The following is a 19,629-nucleotide window of genomic DNA, read 5'->3' as shown; positions in this document are numbered from 1 at the left end:
TGTCACAAATTATTGCTAAATTTAATTTTATAGACTTTTCTGCAATGAAATTGTCATAATTAATCTTTGTAATAAGCCTGTCATAACTACAAAACGGTTCACCGTTAAATCTATAGGATATTGCGCTGTGAAAGATGACTATATTTTAATTGTCGATGATGAGCTTCCTATTCGCGAAATGATCCATACTTCTTTGGACATGGCAGGCTTTCAGTGTTTACAGGCAGAAGATGCCAAACAGGCTCATCAAATTATCGTCGACCAACGTCCGGCGCTTATCTTGCTTGATTGGATGTTACCTGGAGGCGTAAGTGGTGTCGATTTATGTCGCCGCTTAAAACGAGATGAAAATCTATCAGAAATTCCCGTCATTATGTTGACTGCCCGCGGAGAAGAAGACCACAAAGTACAAGGTCTTGACGCAGGTGCTGATGACTACATGACTAAGCCGTTCTCAACACGTGAACTGGTTTCACGTATTAAGGCAGTTCTGCGTCGTGCCAATGCATTAAGTGGGGAAAAAACCATTGATGCCAATGGTTTGATTCTTGACCCTGTAAGCCAGCGTGTTAGCTTTGGCAACAATATTTTAGAAATGGGTCCAACTGAATATCGCTTACTTGCGTTTTTTATGACCCATCCAGAGCGTGCATATACACGTGCCCAGTTGCTCGATCAGGTGTGGGGCGGTAATGTATATATCGAAGACCGCACTATCGATGTGCACATTCGCCGTTTGCGTAAAGTTTTAGAACCGTTTGGTGTTGACCGATTTGTTCAGACTGTGCGTGGAACTGGCTACCGTTTCTCAACACGTGCAGATTTAGCCGCAGGTTAACCAAGATTTATGTATGAACCCTACCCCGTCCCCGAACAGGTACGTGAACAAAAACTTTCCCGCTACAGTAGTTTATGGACGTTTGCCAAACAAGATTTACGGCTTTTATTATTTTTTCTAATTATTGCCGGTTTAGTCGGTTTAGGCCTTGGGTATTTCTGGAGCTGTATTTTTATCGCCTTCGTGGTGTTTTTTACACTCCAGTTGCGTTCTTTATATCTGGTCAATGACTGGATTGCGAATAAACCTTATGACGTTCCTCCCAATCTTAACGGGATTTGGGGGGCATTATTATTTAATGTTTACCGTGCTCAGCGTCAGGAGCGAATTGTTCAGGCGGAAATGGTCGGTTTAATTGACCGAGCACAGTCTTCATTAGTTGCACTTGCTGAAGCCGTTGTTTTAATTGATGACCAACATCAAATCGAGTGGTGGAACCCTGCTGCTGAACGTTTGTTAGGAATCAGTCCTCTCGACCGCGGCCGAAATCTATTAACGATTTTACGTCAGCCAACCTTTATTGAATATTTTAATAATATTGATCAGGCACCCGATGGGATTAAGCTTCACTCAAATTTTGACGATGACCGATATGTACAGGTTAAGCTGACAAGATTTGGTGGAGAAAGTCGCTTATTGGTGGCTTACGACGTGACGCGTATGCACAACCTTGAGCAAATGCGTAAAGACTTCGTCGACAATATTTCTCATGAACTCCGTACGCCATTAACCGTACTGAGTGGTTATATCGAAACGTTTACAGATCAGGAAGATATTAGTCCGCGCTGGAAACGTGCCTTTGATCAGATGCAATCACAAACCAAGCGTATGAATGCTTTGGTGAATGATTTACTACTGTTATCGAATTTAGAAAATAATAAAAAAATTGCAAAGAATCAGATTATTGAAATGCCGAGTTTAATGAGTCAACTTTTTGATGATGCTCAGGCCTACAATGCCGATTATGGACACACGCTCAATTTACACATTGATAGTCATTGTGACCTGATTGGTTCTGACATGGAAATTGCCAGTGCATTTAGTAATTTAATTACTAACGCCATCAAGTACACACCAAAAGGCGGAACTATTACAATTGGCTGGCATGATGATGGTGAACATGCTTACTTTAGTGTACAAGACACAGGTATTGGAATTAACCCAAAACATTTGCCACGTTTAACCGAACGCTTCTATCGTGTTGATAGTGACCGTAGTCGCCAAACAGGTGGTACAGGTTTAGGCTTAGCGATTGTAAAACACGTGCTTATGCAACACGGTGCCCATTTAGATGTGCAATCTAAAGAAAATGAAGGTTCAACCTTTACCGTAGTTTTTCCGAAAGAAAGACTATATAACATGACCTAAAGTCACCTCTATTTAAATAAAAAGCCGACTTATGAAAAGTCGGCTTTTTTGTATTATTTAAAATAATTTACTTAAAATTCGAGCAATACGATTTACTTTGATTTTTCTCTATTACGTTTAAAAAGTTAGTGGCAAACGTATTGCTCTGGCGCAATGCATCGCGATGATCTCCGCCATCAATCGTTTGATATATAGCTGGTTTTTTTAATTTACATAGCTGCTGGTAATAAGCAGATGTCCCTCTAGGATCGACTAAATGATCTTTAGAACCCTGAACAATCATTAACGGTACGGTAGGCACCATATTTTCAATGGACTGCTGTTTTAGATAAGCCAAAAGAGGTTTTAAATCCGCATCAGATCGAAATATGCTAGAAGGCGATTTCTTCAAATCAGCTTGAAGTTCAGATAAACAACGACTGCGCCCTTGAGTCAGCACCGCATTCATTTCTGGACTGACTAAATTCTCAGGAACAATACTTGGTTCTGCTGCTTGTGCTCCTAATAAAACAATCGGGAAAAATGCTGCCACACTAGGTTCTGGGTTTGGATGAGTCTGCACATATTCTGCAATGCCTTCATATTGATAGCCGCCTGGCGCAAGAGCGATTGCCCCTTTTAAATCCAGTTCAGGCGCATCTTTTTGACCATAGGCAGACACTGCAATTGCCGCAGCCCCGCCTTGACTATGTCCCATCACCAACCACTGTTTATTAAAACTCTTGGGCTTAAGCAAATGTAATGCACGCACCGCATCGACTACCGTATGCAATTGGCTCTTTGCATTCATATAGGGATGCCCACTCGGTGTACCTAAACCTTGATAATCAGGTGCGACAACTGCATAGCCACGCGCAAGCCAACCATCTAACGCTTTAGAAGCAACTTCTTGGTATGAATGAACGGGCCCACCAACATAATCACCCGAAGGTGCACAAGTATCAGCTACTCCGGTCGTGCCATGCGCCCAAGCGAGTATTGGCCAACCATTTTTTGGTGGTGTACCTTTAGGTAATAAAATAAAAGCCGATGTCACAATGGGCTCGCCCTGAATACCTCGACTACGATAATTGATCAACAACCGCTGATCTGCATGAGGAAATAAATCCGTCACATCTTGCTGTTCTAGCGACAGTATTGAACCCGGTTTGTCGCTCACAATTTGCTTACCCAAATCTGTAATTGGAGCAGCCATAGCAGAGCAAGACACCAAACAAGTGCTGCTAAATAAAATTTTTAAAAAAGAATTACTTTTTTTAATCAAGGGATTACTCCTCTATTATTTACAATATATCTATTCAAATAATCAATTTATAAAATATAAATTACCATAAAAACTTCTATAGTTATATTTACTTCAAAAGAATTTACATTTATACAGTCACTTAAAATCCAATTAAAATATATTTTAAAGAAATGTATTATAAATATCGTTGCAAAAATTAATCCCGTTTAAATAATAAAAAATATATGCTGATATTTTCTTAATTACTATAGCGATTAAAATGTCAAAACAATATAAATTTATATCGTATCTGATTTGTCTTATTCTCGGTTCTCTACCCATCCATAGTTTTGCAGACGTACAGGTATATGGTCCTGGTGGGCCAGCACCCGCCATGAAAGAAGCCGCCAAACAATTCACCAATAAAACGGGCATAGCAGTCCATGTAACGGCTGGGCCTACATCTCAATGGTCTGACCAAGCGAAACTAGATGCCGATGTTATATATAGTGGTTCCGAAGCCATGATGTCGGATTTTGAAAATGCTTTTTCTGAGCAAATTATAAAAGACTCGGTGGAACCTTTATATTTACGCCCCGCAGCCATTTTAGTACGCAAAGGAAATCCTAAAAATATTAAAGGATTTAAAGACCTAGCTAAATCTGGCGTTAAAGTTTTAGTTACTCATGGTGCAGGTCAGGTCGGTATGTGGGAGGATATCGCTGGTAGAACTGGCAACATTCAATTAACCAAATCTGTTCGAAAAAATATTACCACCTATGCAGCTAATACGGGTATTGCCAAGAAAAGCTGGGAAGAAAATAGCAGCTATGATGCTTGGTTAGTTTTTAATATTTGGGGAATTAGTAACCCAGATGTTGGGCAAATTATACCTATTGAACCAGAGTTGGTTGTCTATCGTGATACAGGTGTTGCCTTAACCAAGCATAGTTTAAAAGACACTGAAGCTAAACGTTTTGTAGAGTTCTTATCGTCTCAGCAAGGTAATACTATTTTCAAAAAATATGGTTGGACTAAATAAGTAAAACAGGGAGCGTTGCTCCCTTTTTTAAAATTATTCACTCTAGTTCACTTAGAATATATTCATTTCAAATTAAATATACTCCAACGGCATATAAGCTTCCCAATATGAGACAAAAGGCTGAACTGATATACCAAAATAAATCACTATTACCGACAAATTTTGACTTTAACCACGGAAAAGCCAGACCACGGATAAGAAAAACCGCTGCAACAAGCGACAAAATAAGTTTAGTAAATGGTAATACCTTTATTCCCTTTGCTGCAAAGAAAGCATAAGTAGCACATACCGTTAGAATTAACCCCACAGCTATAGCTGTAAAATTAGGATACCAATGCCCTCTTTCGACCATCTGGACAATACTTTTCCCAGCCCCTAAAAACTGAAAACCATTTGCCCCCCAGAACACACAAACAAAATGAAGTAATGCGGCACAGAATGTTAATAATGCAGCAATATAAAGTAGAGCGTTCGGAAGTGAGTGCATTAGATTTTATACTAATAAATATGTGTGATATTTATTATACTCAATTATAAAATATGTAAAACTTATTAATAGTTAAAATGAATTTAACTTGGTATTTAATATTTTAAATACCAAGCTTAGTGCACTTAATTATTTACTCTCAAACTCTTTAAAATCAGATTTTCTGATTTTTGCATGGATCCCTTTGGTTTTATCTACAACTTGTGAAACTTCAAAATCAGTTGCGGCACTTAAATACGCATAAGCCGTTGCTTCATCAATACCGTATTCTTGGTTTAAGAAACGAATGGCTTCACGTGTAGACTTTTTCATCGCCTCATCTAGATCTTCATCAAGTCCCGGTGTAATCCAAAACTCAGCATTTTCAGCTAAAGGTTGTTCCAGCTCTTTGCCCGGTATTTTATCTTTACCTGCTTTGAGCAAGGTAAATTTTAGTGTGGCGCGGGCTGAAGCTTCGAGTGCAGTTAATGCTACTTCACCATCCCCTTGCGCGAAATGGCTATCACCCGTATAAAATAAGGCGCCTTTGACCTGAACAGGATAATAAGCTGTTGAACCTGCACCTAGTTCATTAATATCAATATTTCCACCATACATTGCAGGCGGTACAGAGTGAACAGGCTCAGAAGTATTGGCTGCTACCCCCATAATTCCCATAAAAGGATAAAGAGGGAAACGTATTGATTTACCCGATTCTGTTTTTAATACGCCTTCGTACTCACCTTTAGTATTTTTTTCAATTGGTGTGAAAATTGAGACATTTCCATAGCGTTCAGGGTGCTCAGCCGATGCATTTTCTTGCTTTGCTTTTTTAGGAAATTCCCCCACTAAAGCACCTTTACCATGTCGATTTGAAATAACACCGTAAGGTACACGCGGCTCAACTTTAAGTACCTCAACTTTCAAAATATCACCGGGCTGTGCGCCTTCAATTGCAACAGGACCTGTCACAATATGTGGTCCATCTTTATGAAAATCATGCTTTAAATTTGACTGCGTAATTGTTTTTGCATCTTCCAAGATTTCATTAGATTTGACACCTTTCGATTGAAAGAACTTTTCAGCATTACGCCCTTGATCTTCAAGCAAACCTTCATGAGAAACCGTATCAAATGTCACAACACTACCCGACGGAACGGTAAGGACGGGTTTAGCATCCCGATTCGGTAAATAACCCCATGTAATGGTATTTAAAGTAGATGGAACGTAATAATTACCTTTATATTCGCCACTTTGAAGTTGAGTAGGCTGTTTTGAAATTTGATTTAAAACTTTAAAATCATTGGCATGGCTGAGTGAAATACAAAGTGCAGATAAAACCGAAGCTGTCAGGCGTTTAACTTTTAACATGATTTCAGAACCTAAAAAATATGAAAATTACAGTAAGGTCCTGAATAGTTAGCAATCATTATGCCAAGGCTAAAAACTGTGCAATATCTAAAAAGCGCTTCATATTTATAAAATTAAATAATTTTTTTATATTTAATAACTTATCTTCAAATAAAATTAAAATTACGACTTAAGTCTAACTTAAATATTTCTTTCTATTTTTATTTATTAATTTTCAATCATATTAATATTTTTGCTCTCTTCAGACACATATTTACAGACTAGCTTTTATAACGTCCTATTTCAGATCACTTAATAACAATTATATTTCCATATAATATAAATACAAACATAGTTATATATTTTACTTTTATATGATTTAACTCAAAAAATAAACCCTGAATAATTAAAGTCAGGGTTTACTTATCTTATAGGGGTTATATCGTTTACTAAACTGTATGTCCCATGCGCTCGCCCATTACAACTACAGACTCAGCTTTAAAACGTTGTTCCCATTCGATCTTATCTTTTTCAAATAAAATAACTGCGGTAGAACCTAAATAAAAACGTCCAAGCTCAGCACCTTTCTCTAGCTTTAACTGATGATGCTGTAATTCGATACGACCTGAAGGTTTTACTTTACCTGTTGCCACAGTTTCAATACCAGCAACAATCATTGCACCCACTAAAACAACTGCCATGCGGCCAAGTTCAGTATCAAACAAACACACCATGCGTTCATTACGGGCAAATAGTCCCGGTACATTTTCAGCGGTCACTTGATTTACCGAAAATAGCTCACCTGGTACATACAAAGTTTCAGTCAATGTACCTGCAAACGGCATATGTACACGGTGGTAATCGCGTGGAGATAGATAGACTGTCGCGAACTCGCCTTCTTGAAACGGCTGAGCAAGTTGTGGGTCGCCAATGAGTTTCTCTACAGAGAAGCTTTGGCCTTTTGCTTGAAATACTTCACCCGCAGTAATTTTACCAATCTGAGAAATAGCGCCATCAGCAGGTGACACAATGCTATCTGCATTTTCGTCAACGAGACGCACGCCATCTTTTAAAGCACGAGTAAAAAAGTCATTAAAAGATTTATATTTCAGTGCATTGCCTTGTTCAGCAATCGATAAATCAATTCCATATTTGGTTTTAAATGCATGAATAACAGCAGTTTTCACAACTGGATTTTCACTCGCAGCAACTTTACCTACCACACGGCTCAATTGATGCTGTGGTACAAGGTTTTGTGCCTTAATAAATAATTCTTTTTTTAATCGAGATGTGAAACTCACGACGGTGATTCTCCAGTAATAATAGGACTATCGAGGCGATTGCCCCATTCACTCCACGCACCATCATAGGCTTTTGCTTCCCAGCCCAAGAGCCTAGCCAAAATATAGGCCAAACCGGAACGGTGATGTGACTGGCAGTACACAACTACAGGTTGCTGTAAATCGAACCCAAGTTGTTCAAGGCGCTGCCGCGTGCGTTCAAGCGGATGCAATTTTAGATGATTTTGACGATTAAGTGCAGTACTCCATTCAAAATGGAGCGCATTTGGAATGTGACCGCCGCGTCGCGCTGCTAAACGAATCCCACTATATTCATCACTCGTTCGACAATCCCACAATTGAACATTTTCTTGTTCTACTTGTTTACGTAGTTCTTCATAGTTCACACGGAACTGAGCGGCATGCGATAAATCAATCTGAATTAAGTCTGCAACAGGAGAAACTTTTTCGACTTCTGCTGTAGTTGGCAACCCTGCTCCTAACCATGCATGGATACCACCATTAATTAAACTGGTGCGGGTGAATCCTAAGCAATGCAAATTCCAGATTAAACGTCCAGCCCATGCTCCGCCTTCATCATCATAGACCACAACATGATGATTAGGTGAAATATTCAATTTCTCAATCAGTGCTTGTAAACCCGCTTCATCTGGCAAAATGCCTGTGGCTTCTTCGTGTTGAGTCACTAACCATTTTGGTTGTAAGTGAATAGCATGCGGAATATGAAGTTGCTCATAAACAGAAGCACGGCTCAAATCTACAATGCGAATATATTCATTGCCTAGAAAAGGCACTAATTCTTCTGCTTCTATTAATAAATCGAGTTTAAAATCCGGGAGTGTCATCGTCATGGTTTCTTTTTATACCAGCTTAATTTCATATTAGCATAAGCTTATATCTAACAAACTCTGATTTTCTGCAACTCTTTAGCAGAAAATCAGATATCAGCATTCTTACTTTTAAAAATACAAAATAGCGAGACTATTTTTTAATTAAACCACTTCTTCAAGTTCTTCGATTTCAAAAACCTGACGTAAGTAAGCCAAGAAAGTATCGTTATCAGTCATGGTTTTACCCGGACTATCAGAGATTTTCGCAACCGACTGACCATTACATTCGACTAATTTCAACACAATATTGAGCGGCTTTTGGCCCATATCATTGGTCAAATTAGTTCCGATACCGAAACTCACCTGAAAACGATCTTTAAAGTATTGATGTAATTCCCATGCTTTTGGCAAATTAAGACCATCGCTAAAAGTCAGCATCTTGGTTTTGGTATCAATTTTTAATTTACGATAATGTGCATAGGCCTTATCGCCCCATTCATAGGGGTCACCGCTGTCATGACGTAAGCCATCAAAGAGTTTCGCGAAATACAAGTCAAAATCTCGGAGGAAAGCATCCATACCAACGACGTCAGTTAGGGCAATTCCTAAATCGCCACGATACTCTTGTACCCATGTTTCTAAAGCCGCTTTTTGAAAATCACGCAGTCGTACATCAAGCGCCTGAAAAGCCTGTAGAAATTCATGAGCCATCGTGCCGATTGGGGTAATGTTTAACTCTTTTGCAAGCAGGACATTACTTGTACCACGAAACACATTTGGCACTGTTTTATGAAAGGCTGCCACAACATGTTTTTGCCATACGAAGCTATAACGGCGACGTGTACCAAAATCAGAAACTAAGAATGGCGGATCATTCGGTTTTTGAGTTTTTTCATATTCCTGAATCAATTCAAGCTTGGCTTTTAAACGGCGTTTACCTTCAACCCATACTTCATCAGTTTTGATACGGCTAAAATAAAGTTCATTTACAATTGCCAATACAAAAATTTCAAACATCATGGCTTGAACCATCGGACCTTCAATATGAATATCCAAACGACCTTCAGCATCGATGCTTGCCTGAATAAAGCGTCGTTTCAGTTGAAATAGTTCTAAATAATCAACAAAGTCACTTTTTATAAAGCGTAATTTACGCAAATATTGAAGCTCGTCTTCTTTATATTTAAGGCTACATAAGTAGTCGAGTTGCTCGTTTAAATCATCCAGAATATCTACTAGTGGATAGACTGTGTCTTCTAAATTTCTACAGCGGAAATGATAGACACTATGGGTTTGCGGGAATTTATGCAAAACCACTTGTAACATCGTAAATTTGTACAAGTCTGTATCTAGTAAAGAATGGATAATTGGAGACATAGTCAATGATTATTCGCTTGCTTCTTAGCATTAAAGCATATTTTTATAAATCAATTGCGAGCTTTTAGACCATTGTTGCAATTCCATGAAATTTCCTTTTAAAAATCATTTAATTTAAATTCTGCTAAACTAAACTAATTCAATTAATTGCAGAAATTTGCTTTAACTATGCGCGCTTTAATACAACGAGTTCTTGAAGCCAAAGTGGTGGTTGACGGTGAGACGACTGGTGAAATCCAACACGGACTACTGGTTTTTTTAGGCCTCGGCCGTGATGACACTTTAGCAATGGGCCAAAAGCTTATTGATAAGATTTTGAAATATCGTATTTTTGATGACGAACAAGGCAAAATGGGCTGGAATGTCTCTCAAGCACATGGTGGAATCCTGCTTGTTTCACAATTTACCCTGATGGCTCAAACGCAAAAAGGTTTACGTCCAGATTTTGGTCCAGCCATGCCACCAGCAGATGCCAAAGCGTTATATGAACAGTTAGTTGAATATACACATTCACAATTTGAAAAAGTTCAAACTGGTATCTTTGCAGCCGATATGAAGGTTCATCTCATTAATGATGGCCCTGTGACGTTCAATCTAGAAGTCGAAGCGTAGATATAAAAAAACTCCCAAATGGGAGTTTTTTTATATCTGGTGATTAACGACCAGTTTTCTCTTTAATAAAAGCACGCGCCTGACGTACTTTATCTTTAACTGGTTTTGGCAACTTAGGTGGAATGAGTCTAGCCACTTGGTTAAACCAAACGAGTAGGCTGAAGTCTCCTTCCATTTTAATACTGCCGTTTTGCATACCGGTCATAAATGCTGTTGGGTCACCTTTAATCAAAGTTTTTACACCCTGCTCACTATCTGCAAACTGCAAGATAAAGTCAGCTTTTTCAGCTGCACCTGCAACAGTATCGATCTGTCCATTATTAATAATGATCTGACGTGCAACACCTAAATCCGTACCAATTTGAATACGGAAAGCGCGGTCATGAATCAATTCAATAAACTTAGGGCTAGTACGTGCCAATTGCTTCATACGCAGCACTAAACCTGCTACCAATAAATCTAACGGGTCTGTACTGACATCAACGAGAGGTAATTTGACTACAGGTATAGAAGAAAGTTTCATGAACATTCACGCCTATTGTATTTTTATGAAAACTGTATAGCAAAACTCGGCAAGGACATACCATTGCTTGTGTTTTGTGCATCAACTGATAATTTTTAGCTGGCAACGCAATCTAGATGAAACGTCAACAGACGCGTATATCCTAGCATAACTGGCTATTTTTTAATAAATGCTTTGTATAATAAAAATCACGTTTCGTAAATAAAAAAAGGCATGCTGTGCATACCTCTTTACCGTTAGATAACAATTTAATTATCGGCTAGAACATTGCTGCTGATCATCTTCATATACTGGCGTGTGTTCTATATATTGGCGATTTGCCAACGCCTTTTGTGCCTGTTTATCCTCACGTAACAAAACAAATGTAACCATTACCATCGCTAGACTTAGTGCAGTTAAATAACTATATGTGACTGGCATTTCAAAAGTGACTTGAACTCCAAAACGGACCACTTCCAATAGCCCCCAAAAGAACATCCCTGCAAGCATAAAACCAAGCCAACGACGGTAAGGAGAAAAGAAAACAGCAACAAGCGCGACAGCGATCAAGCTGAATCCGGCGATAGCGGCAAAATTCGCTGTTACCATAGAAACCTCCGTCTTAATGAAAACGTCTAAAAAGATTCGGTCTTAAAAACCCGACCTCATTCCAAAAACAACTTTAATTCATAATTTGTGTTGAAGCTTAGGATGCATTATGGATGTTTTTTTTTAGAAAAAAAGACCCGTTTTTTCTTAATGCGACATACTTTGTCGCAACATTCTTTTGTCATTACATTTTTGTAAAATTAAAAAAGTTCGATTCCCTATATGGCATCAATTCTGGCGTGTCATTACAAAAAAATATGCTGTTTTTAAGGGCCAAAATAAGTTTTTTTCAGATTTTTTTATTGCCTTTTTTCTGTGCATGATTTGAGCATAACACCCTTGATTTTATAACTATTCTGCATAAAAAAAGCGCTACTCTGAAGTAGCGCTTAAAGCTTAGCCTTATAGATTAAGCACGGTTTAAATCTTTGTCATGCATACCAAGTAAATACAGTACCCCATCCAAGCCAACGCTTGAAATAGCCTGATTTGCATTTTGACGAACTAAAGGTTTAGCGCGATAAGCTACACCAAGCCCTGCAATCGCAAGCATTGGCAAATCGTTTGCGCCATCGCCTACTGCCATTGCTTGCTCTAGAGAAATACCCATTTTATTTGCAAGTTCGCGTAATAACTCAGCTTTACGAGCGCCATCAACAATTGCGCCTTTCACTTCACCTGTTACGAAACCGTCTTGCACATCTAAAATGTTGGCATGAACTTCATCAATACCAAGTTTACCTTGTAGATATTCAGCAAAATACTGGAATCCACCAGATAAAATTGCCGTTTTATAACCCAGTGCTTTTAAGGTTGAGATAAGACGCTCTGCACCTTCAGTAATGGTTAAACGCTCTGCAATTTTAGGTAAAACAGCAGCATCAAGCCCTTTTAATAATGCAACACGAGCACGGAAGCTTTGCTGGAAATCAAGTTCACCTTGCATCGCTCTTTCAGTAATTTCAGCAACTTGTGCGCCTACCCCTGCTTCAATCGCTAACTCATCAATCACTTCTTGTTCAATGAGTGTTGAGTCCATATCGAAACAAACTAAACGGCGGTTACGTCGATAAGCATTGTCTTCTTGAACAGCAACATCAATATTTAATTCGCTTGAAAGACGTAAACAGGCAGCACGCATGGCTTGCGCATCTAAAGTTGGGCCACTACTTAAACCAAACTGTACACATGCACGACGTGGGAATGCGCTATCCTTTTCAAAGTCGACACGGCCCGATAAACGGGTAACAGTTTCAATGTTAAAGCCTTGGCTAGACACAATTTGTGTAACTGCTTGTAAGTGGGCAGCAGTGAGTTCAGGCGCTAAAGCCGTGACGATATAACGAGTACGACCACCTTCAGTTACCCATTGATCGTATTCTGCGCCTGTGATTGGTTTAAAGCGCACTGTTAAGCCAATATCATGTGCTAAAATCAGAATTTCTTTCATTGCCAATGCGGTCGCAGTTTCATTATCTGACGCGACTACAATGCCCAATGTGAGTTGATTATGAATAACAGCCTGACCTACATCCAGTATTTGCAATGAATGTACGGATAGTACTTGCATTAATCGGGTAAACTGGTTTGGTTGGTCTGGTCCTAAAAAGGATATAAGAATGATTTCTCGCATGAATTGACTCTAGTCTGAGTGACAACTATTGTAAGAATCATAATCGAATTTCAATATAATTGCCTTGGAAGTTTAACTTGATTGCGCCTAGACAAGGGCTATTTGCTAGCCTACTGATCGTTAGTTTTGCATTGCATACCTTTTTATTGGTGATTGCAACGACACACCAGCTCAATGAAAACCGTGCGAGTCAAGGTCAGCTCATGACCAGTCAGCTCGTTGCAGACAGCTTATCCGAGCTAGAACCGGCAAATACGGTATCTTTAGCTCTGATTGCTAATCGCTATGCGACCAATCCAAGCGTTGCGTCTATTCGCATTCTTGATGCCAATAAACAAGTGCTGGCAACAAGCGGAATTTCAAAAACTCGCCAAGGTGAGATTTTTGCTCGCGATGCTCTGCAAAACGAAAAGAAAGTGGGCTCTATTGAAATTACGCTTATTCAGCCAAGTATTGGTGAAATTCTGCGTACTCAATGGCTAGCAATTTTAGCTTCTCTGTTTTTGCATGTTTTATTGTGGCTTGCCTATCGCGCGATTGCTCGTCCGACCCGTAGCGAATACTTGGCACGCATTAACGAAGAAAACCGCTTAAAACATGAAATTCAGCAGTTAACTCAGGCATTGGCTCTAGAAAAACAAAATACAGTAACGTTGGTTGCTCAAGCTCAGCAACAAGCCAAAGGTAAACCAGCGGCTCGTCCACAGCCAGAGAAAACCGCAGATTCAGCTGACCAACATATGTTGGCACTCAATATTCAGTTTTATGACCCTAAACAGTTATTAAGCAGTGTTAACCAATCGGTATCTGTTCCGTACTTTAAACTCTGTCAGCTCTTTTTAAACAAGAGTATTGAGTTATGCGTGAAACATTACCAGTTAAAGTTAGCGGATATTGAAGTCGTAAATGAGTTTAATGCTGACGGCGCTACACTTGCGATTTCAACCTCGCATACACACGCTGTAGAGTGTTTACTCATGATTGGAACCGTATTCCAGTTGCTTTCTGACGTTTTATATAAACGTTACCGCGAAGATAAACGCTTTGCTTTGCAAACTCGTAGTGCAACTTGTAATGCTGTAGAAGCCATGCAAATTGATGCGAAAGAAGCTGCTCAACGTTTAGCACAGCACCTTCATGCAAAAGAATCTGCTTTATATCTTGAGAATGATCAACTCAAGGCTATTCAAGACAGCTATCAACTTGTTGCAATGCCAAACCCAAGTAATGTCATGACTCGTCATGCCTTTATGATTAATGGCATGAATGCAGAGTGTGCTGAACTTGCTCAAAATATCCGAACTGAAATTTTGATGGGGAAAAAATCAATCCCACAAAATGATAGCCCAAGTAGTGCAGCTTCATAAAAAGTAAGTGCGCACATCAGAACCTAGCCTTTTGGCTAGGTTTTTTTTATTTAAATTCATGACTTTTATTTTAAATTATTCCACTTTCTTATGATTTATTTGTATAAATAAAGCTGGATCTATTCTTAAGTGTCACAAATTTGGATAAATCAGAATCATAGGCAAAATTCTCTAAACAGCGTAAACTATGCAAAATTTATTAAATAGAAATTGTCTAACGACAAAAAAAGGTGAAAGCGAATGCCGCTGAGTCGTGTTGAAGATCTTGTCGCCGATATTCGTGCAGGCAAAATGGTTATCTTGATGGATGACGAAGATCGCGAAAATGAAGGTGATCTTGTCATTGCAGCAACGCATGTTCGTCCTGAAGATATTAACTTCATGATTACCCATGCACGTGGTCTAGTTTGCCTAACGTTAAGCCGTGAACGCTGTAAGCAGTTAAACCTGCCGTTGATGGTTGACCAAAACGGTGCTCAGCACAGTACAAACTTTACCTTATCAATCGAAGCCGCTGAAGGTATTACGACTGGTATTTCAGCAGCAGAGCGTGCACATACAATTCAAGCTGCTGTCGCAGCGCATGCAAAGCCAAGTGATATTGTACAACCGGGTCATATTTTCCCGTTAATGGCTCAACCAGGTGGTGTTCTGCATCGTGCAGGTCACACTGAAGCGGGCTGTGATTTAACACGCTTAGCAGGTCTTGAACCCGCTTCTGTCATTTGTGAAATCATCAATGAAGATGGCACAATGGCACGCCGTGCAGATTTAGAAATTTTTGCCGAGAAGCATGGCTTAAAAATTGGTACAATCGCGGACTTGATTCACTACCGCATGACCAATGAGCAAACGGTTGAACGTCTGGATCAAAAAACCATTCAAACAGAATATGGTTCATTTGAACTCTATCGTTATCGTGAGATTGGTAACCCGGACATCCATTTGGCTTTAGTCAAAGGTGAGCCAAAAGAAGGTGTTACAACAGTACGTGTACATGGTTTCAGTCCAATTCGCGATTTACTTAAGCTAAATAAAGCTGATGGTGAACCTGCATGGAATCTAGACCGTGCACTACAGACAATTGCAGCGAGTGATCGCGGTGTTTTAGTCTGGATCGGGCAAGATCATTTGCAAGACTTGGGACCAGCGTTGGATGATTTAAATAAGCCAAAACCGGTGAAATCCAATGCAGCACTTTCACATCAATATCAAACGATTGGTGTTGGTGCTCAAATTTTGCGTGACTTAGGTGTTGAAAAAATGAAGCTTCTTAGCTCACCATTACGTTTCAATGCTTTATCTGGCTTTAATTTAGAAGTAGTGGAATATATCACTGCTGATCAAATCACAACGAAATAATCGAGGTTGCTATGGCAATTCGCCGTATTGAAGGTTTATTACATCTCGCAAGCGAAGGTCGTTATGCGATTTTAGTGGGTCGTTTCAACAGTTTTGTTGTTGAACACTTATTGGATGGTGCAATCGACACATTAAAACGTCATGGTGTAAATGAAGATAACATTACTGTTATTCATGCTCCTGGCGCATGGGAACTCCCGATTGTTGCTAAAAAATTAGCTACATCAAACCAGTTTGATGCAATCATCGCACTTGGCGCAGTTATTCGTGGTAGCACACCACACTTTGACTTCGTTGCTGGTGAATGTGCAAAAGGTTTAGGTGTAGTGGCGTTAGAAAGCAGCTTGCCTGTCATCAATGGTGTATTAACTACTGATAGCATCGAGCAAGCCATCGAACGTTCAGGTACAAAAGCAGGTAATAAAGGTAGCGAAGCTGCTTTAACTGCAATTGAAATGGTTAATTTATTAAAGGCAATTTAAAGCATGTCTCAAACACTGCAAGCCGTTTATGCAGCAAAACGCAAAGCACGTCGTTTTGCTGTACAAGGTATTTATGAGTGGCAAATGAGTCACAACCCTGTACATGAAATTGAAGCACGTACCCGTGCTGAAAATGCGATGCACAAGGTAGACTTAAATTACTATCACGAACTATTAACGCAAGTGATTGCACTGCGCGACGATCTTGATGCATTACTCATTCCGGTACTTGACCGTGAACTTAATGCACTTGATGGTGTTGAGCTCGCAACCTTACGTTTAGGTGCTTATGAGTTACGTGATCATTTAGAAGTACCTTATCGTGTAGTTCTTGATGAAGCCATTGAACTCGCCAAACATTTTGGTGGAGCAGATAGCCATAAATACATTAATGGCGTTTTAGATCGTTTAAGTTCAACACTACGTAGTGCTGAAAAACAACAAGCAAACTAATAGGTTTGAAGTTGATATGGCTGAGTTTTCTATTATTGACCAATACTTTAACAGACAATCTTATACAGATGTCACCTTAGGTATTGGAGATGACTCAGCCTTAGTTACCCCTCCTCAAAATCAACAATTGGTGATCTGTGCAGATACACTCGTTGCTGGTCGTCACTTTCCTCTTGATACCTCTCCCCATGCAATTGGTTGGAAAAGTGTGGCTGTAAATCTTTCAGATATCGCTGCCATGGGTGCTAAACCTCATAGTATTTTACTTGCGTTAAGCCTACCTACCATTGACCATGAATGGCTCGAAGGATTCAGTCAGGGTATCCATGACTGCTGTAATCAATTTGGTGTTGCTCTCATTGGTGGAGATACAACTCAAGGTCCACATCTCACCATTACGGTCACAGCTATGGGCTGGATTGAAAACGGACAAGCTGTGTTACGTTCGGGCGCAAAAGTCGGTGACTATGTTTGCGTGAGCGGTCAAGTTGGAGATGCAGCTTATGGTTTACAACACCTAGGTCATCCATTACAAAAAAGACTAGACTACCCAACACCACGCTGTCAGCTTGGACAACAGCTGAAGGGTCTCGCTTCTAGCATGATTGATGTTTCTGATGGATTAGCCCAAGATTTAGGTCATATTTTAAAAGCCTCACACGTCGGTGCTCGGTTATTTTTAGAAAAGTTGCCGATTGATTCAACGCTAGAAGAACTACCAGAACAGCAGCGGTGGCAATATGCGCTAGCTGGCGGTGATGACTACGAATTATGTTTTACAATAACACCGCAAAATTATGAAAAACTTTTGCAAAAACAACTAGACATTAAGATTACAATGATCGGACAGATCGTTGAGCAAACACAACTAACTTTTGAGCATTTGGGTTCAGATTACCCATTGCAAATTCATGGATACCAACACTTTGCATAAGCCGCCGATTCATTTTAAAGACATGTCTTGGTTCAACCGCTGCATCGTTTTCTGTGGAGTTGGTTTCGGATCTGGTCTCGCACCTAAAGCCCCTGGTACTTTTGGCTCTGCTTTTGCCCTACTCTTCGTTCCGATCTGGATATCGCTTGGATTTAACTTAAGCTTAATCGCGATGATTATCATGTCCTTGGTCGGAATCTATATTTGTGGACAAACAGCAAAAGTCATAGATGTACACGATGATGGTCGAATTGTGTGGGATGAATTTGCAGGGCAATCTATAACCTTTCTTCCTCTCATTTATTTACAACAAATGAACTGGATGTGGGTGATCGTCGGCTTCATATTATTTCGAATTTTCGATGTTTGGAAACCTTGGCCTATCCGTGTTATTGATCGTCAAGTACATGGTGGTTTTGGTATTATGCTTGACGATATTATTGCCGGTGTATGGGCTGCTCTTTGTACACTAATTATTATCCATTTGACTTAATCATTAGAGTTATACATGTCAACTACCGTCATTATTCTTGCTGCAGGCAAAGGAACGCGTATGCGTTCTCAGCTTCCTAAAGTACTCCAACCTTTAGCGGGTCGCCCACTATTAGGGCATGTCATTCAAACGGCAAAACAATTACAAGCTAAAAATATTATTACGATTTATGGTCATGGTGGTGACCGTGTACAACAAACATTTGCCCAAGAAAATGTTCAATGGGTTGAGCAAGCTGAACAACTTGGTACAGGCCATGCAGTACAAATGACCTTACCTGTACTTCCTAAAGAAGGTGTTTCACTGATTTTATCAGGCGATGTGCCATGTATTAATCCAAATACGCTACAAAAATTATTAGATGCATCGACCCAGACAGGAATTGGTTTAGTTACGCTCACTGTAGATGATGCAACAGGTTATGGCCGTATTGTGCGCCAAGATGGCAAAATTCAAGCCATTGTTGAACATAAAGATGCAAACGAAGCACAACGCCAAATTAAAGAATTCAATACAGGCATTTACTGTGTTAGCAACGCAAAACTTCATGAGTGGTTGCCTAAACTTTCAAATGAAAATGCACAGGGTGAATATTATCTAACTGACATCGTTGCAATGGCAATTGCAGATGGCTTAGAAGTTGCCTCTGTTGAACCAGAGCTTGCTTTTGAAGTTGAAGGTGTTAATGACCGCTTACAACTTGCAGCTTTAGAACGCCAGTTCCAGCAAGAACAAGTCAAAAAGCTCATGCAGCAAGGTGTAATGTTCTTTGACCCTGCACGCTTTGATTTACGTGGTTCTGTAAAAGTTGGACAAGACGTTCGTATTGACATCAATGTTATTATTGAAGGTGAATGTGAGCTTGGTGATTTTGTAGAAATCGGCGCTGGCTGTATTTTAAAGAACACCAAAATTGCAGCAGGCACTAAAGTTCAAGCCTATAGCGTTTTTGATGGCGCAGTTGTAGGCGAAAATGCTCAAATTGGACCATTTGCACGCTTACGCCCAGGGGCTAAATTGGCAAATGAAGTGCATATCGGCAACTTTGTTGAAGTTAAAAACACATCGATTGGACTAGGTAGTAAAGCTAACCATTTCACATACTTAGGTGATGCTGAAATCGGTGCTGAATCAAATATTGGGGCAGGTACTATTACTTGTAATTACGACGGTGCAAATAAACACAAAACCACTATTGGCGATGCCGTTTTTATCGGTTCTAATAGCTCGCTGGTTGCTCCGGTGACCATTGGGAATGGCGCAACAGTTGGTGCGGGTTCTGTGATTACGAAAGATGTAGCCGAACAAAGTCTCTCCTTTGAACGTGCGCAACAAATTTCAAAAGCAAATTATCAACGTCCCCAAAAGGTTAAAAAATAAGAGGA

At 39.7% G+C, this 19,629-nt stretch carries 20 protein-coding genes; 11 read left to right on the top strand and 9 right to left on the bottom strand.

Annotated elements, in window-relative coordinates:
* Positions 1-127: 127 nt before the first annotated feature.
* Together phoB and phoR are read left to right on the top strand one after the other, a co-directional pair.
* Entirely contained in the window at positions 128-838 is a 711-nt protein-coding gene (gene phoB / locus F935_RS15935) for a phosphate regulon transcriptional regulator PhoB (protein ID WP_016139821.1), read from the top strand.
* A 9-nt stretch (positions 839-847) separates the two neighbouring features.
* The gene (gene phoR, locus F935_RS15930) at positions 848-2,206 is read left to right on the top strand and encodes a phosphate regulon sensor histidine kinase PhoR (protein ID WP_016139820.1); all 1,359 of its coding nucleotides are present in this window, start codon (positions 848-850) and stop codon (positions 2,204-2,206) included.
* Positions 2,207-2,273: 67 nt separating this feature from the next.
* Here the strand turns inward: phoR and F935_RS15925 are convergent, their stop codons facing one another.
* Positions 2,274-3,470 (bottom strand): alpha/beta fold hydrolase, encoded by a 1,197-nt coding sequence (locus tag F935_RS15925; protein WP_016139819.1) that lies wholly within the window; start codon positions 3,468-3,470, stop codon positions 2,274-2,276.
* Positions 3,471-3,711: 241 nt separating this feature from the next.
* On the opposite strand from F935_RS15925, the gene F935_RS15920 reads away from it, so the two are divergent.
* Positions 3,712-4,473 (top strand): AcfC family putative adhesin, encoded by a 762-nt coding sequence (locus F935_RS15920; protein WP_016139818.1) that lies wholly within the window; start codon positions 3,712-3,714, stop codon positions 4,471-4,473.
* A 67-nt stretch (positions 4,474-4,540) separates the two neighbouring features.
* Here the strand turns inward: F935_RS15920 and F935_RS15915 are convergent, their stop codons facing one another.
* The 5 genes from F935_RS15915 to pncB form a co-directional block, all read right to left on the bottom strand.
* Complete coding sequence (locus F935_RS15915; protein ID WP_016139817.1) at positions 4,541-4,960, bottom strand: hypothetical protein; 420 nt, start codon at positions 4,958-4,960, stop codon at positions 4,541-4,543.
* A 129-nt stretch (positions 4,961-5,089) separates the two neighbouring features.
* Positions 5,090-6,310: an acetamidase/formamidase family protein gene (locus F935_RS15910; protein ID WP_016139816.1), complete on the bottom strand. Its 1,221-nt coding sequence runs from the start codon at positions 6,308-6,310 to the stop codon at positions 5,090-5,092.
* A 428-nt stretch (positions 6,311-6,738) separates the two neighbouring features.
* On the bottom strand, positions 6,739-7,590 hold the full coding sequence (asd, locus tag F935_RS15905; protein WP_004790127.1) for an archaetidylserine decarboxylase: 852 nt from the start codon (positions 7,588-7,590) through the stop codon (positions 6,739-6,741).
* Complete coding sequence (locus F935_RS15900) at positions 7,587-8,435, bottom strand: sulfurtransferase (RefSeq protein ID WP_035366365.1); 849 nt, start codon at positions 8,433-8,435, stop codon at positions 7,587-7,589. Before F935_RS15900 ends, asd begins: the two co-directional genes overlap by 4 nt.
* A 147-nt stretch (positions 8,436-8,582) precedes the next feature.
* Positions 8,583-9,797 (bottom strand): nicotinate phosphoribosyltransferase, encoded by a 1,215-nt coding sequence (gene pncB / locus F935_RS15895; RefSeq protein ID WP_016139814.1) that lies wholly within the window; start codon positions 9,795-9,797, stop codon positions 8,583-8,585.
* 168 nt (positions 9,798-9,965) lie between these two features.
* On the opposite strand from pncB, the gene dtd reads away from it, so the two are divergent.
* On the top strand, positions 9,966-10,409 hold the full coding sequence (dtd, locus tag F935_RS15890) for a D-aminoacyl-tRNA deacylase (protein WP_016139813.1): 444 nt from the start codon (positions 9,966-9,968) through the stop codon (positions 10,407-10,409).
* A gap of 43 nt (positions 10,410-10,452) precedes the next feature.
* Here the strand turns inward: dtd and F935_RS15885 are convergent, their stop codons facing one another.
* From F935_RS15885 to serB, 3 genes are all read right to left on the bottom strand, one after another.
* Positions 10,453-10,932, bottom strand: a complete 480-nt coding sequence (locus tag F935_RS15885; protein ID WP_035366362.1) for a hypothetical protein — start codon at positions 10,930-10,932, stop codon at positions 10,453-10,455.
* A gap of 252 nt (positions 10,933-11,184) precedes the next feature.
* Complete coding sequence (gene aciT, locus F935_RS15880) at positions 11,185-11,520, bottom strand: ciprofloxacin tolerance protein AciT (protein ID WP_004704819.1); 336 nt, start codon at positions 11,518-11,520, stop codon at positions 11,185-11,187.
* Positions 11,521-11,929: 409 nt separating this feature from the next.
* A complete protein-coding gene (gene serB / locus F935_RS15870) occupies positions 11,930-13,153 on the bottom strand; it encodes a phosphoserine phosphatase SerB (protein WP_016139811.1) in 1,224 nt (407 codons plus the stop codon).
* A gap of 59 nt (positions 13,154-13,212) precedes the next feature.
* On the opposite strand from serB, the gene F935_RS15865 reads away from it, so the two are divergent.
* From F935_RS15865 to glmU, 7 genes are all read left to right on the top strand, one after another.
* On the top strand, positions 13,213-14,520 hold the full coding sequence (locus F935_RS15865) for a hypothetical protein (protein ID WP_080645636.1): 1,308 nt from the start codon (positions 13,213-13,215) through the stop codon (positions 14,518-14,520).
* Between the two features lie 240 nt (positions 14,521-14,760).
* Positions 14,761-15,882 (top strand): bifunctional 3,4-dihydroxy-2-butanone-4-phosphate synthase/GTP cyclohydrolase II, encoded by a 1,122-nt coding sequence (gene ribBA / locus F935_RS15860; RefSeq protein WP_016139809.1) that lies wholly within the window; start codon positions 14,761-14,763, stop codon positions 15,880-15,882.
* An 11-nt stretch (positions 15,883-15,893) separates the two neighbouring features.
* Positions 15,894-16,364, top strand: coding sequence for a 6,7-dimethyl-8-ribityllumazine synthase (gene ribE, locus F935_RS15855; protein ID WP_002119264.1), 471 nt, complete (start codon positions 15,894-15,896; stop codon positions 16,362-16,364).
* A 3-nt stretch (positions 16,365-16,367) separates the two neighbouring features.
* Positions 16,368-16,817, top strand: coding sequence for a transcription antitermination factor NusB (gene nusB / locus F935_RS15850; protein ID WP_016139808.1), 450 nt, complete (start codon positions 16,368-16,370; stop codon positions 16,815-16,817).
* A gap of 16 nt (positions 16,818-16,833) precedes the next feature.
* Positions 16,834-17,751 (top strand): thiamine-phosphate kinase, encoded by a 918-nt coding sequence (gene thiL / locus F935_RS15845; RefSeq protein WP_016139807.1) that lies wholly within the window; start codon positions 16,834-16,836, stop codon positions 17,749-17,751.
* Positions 17,729-18,244 carry a phosphatidylglycerophosphatase A family protein gene (locus F935_RS15840; protein ID WP_016139806.1) on the top strand — a complete coding sequence of 172 codons (516 nt, stop codon included), beginning with the start codon at positions 17,729-17,731 and terminating at the stop codon, positions 18,242-18,244. Before thiL ends, F935_RS15840 begins: the two co-directional genes overlap by 23 nt.
* Before the next feature lie 15 nt (positions 18,245-18,259).
* Entirely contained in the window at positions 18,260-19,624 is a 1,365-nt protein-coding gene (glmU, locus tag F935_RS15835; protein WP_016139805.1) for a bifunctional UDP-N-acetylglucosamine diphosphorylase/glucosamine-1-phosphate N-acetyltransferase GlmU, read from the top strand.
* Positions 19,625-19,629 lie beyond the last annotated feature (5 nt).

It is taken from the genome of Acinetobacter calcoaceticus ANC 3811 (genome assembly GCF_000399665.1).
Lineage (GTDB): Bacteria > Pseudomonadota > Gammaproteobacteria > Pseudomonadales > Moraxellaceae > Acinetobacter > Acinetobacter calcoaceticus_B.
Note: the sequence above shows the minus strand (reverse complement) of the source record. Positions and strands in the feature narration are given on the sequence as shown.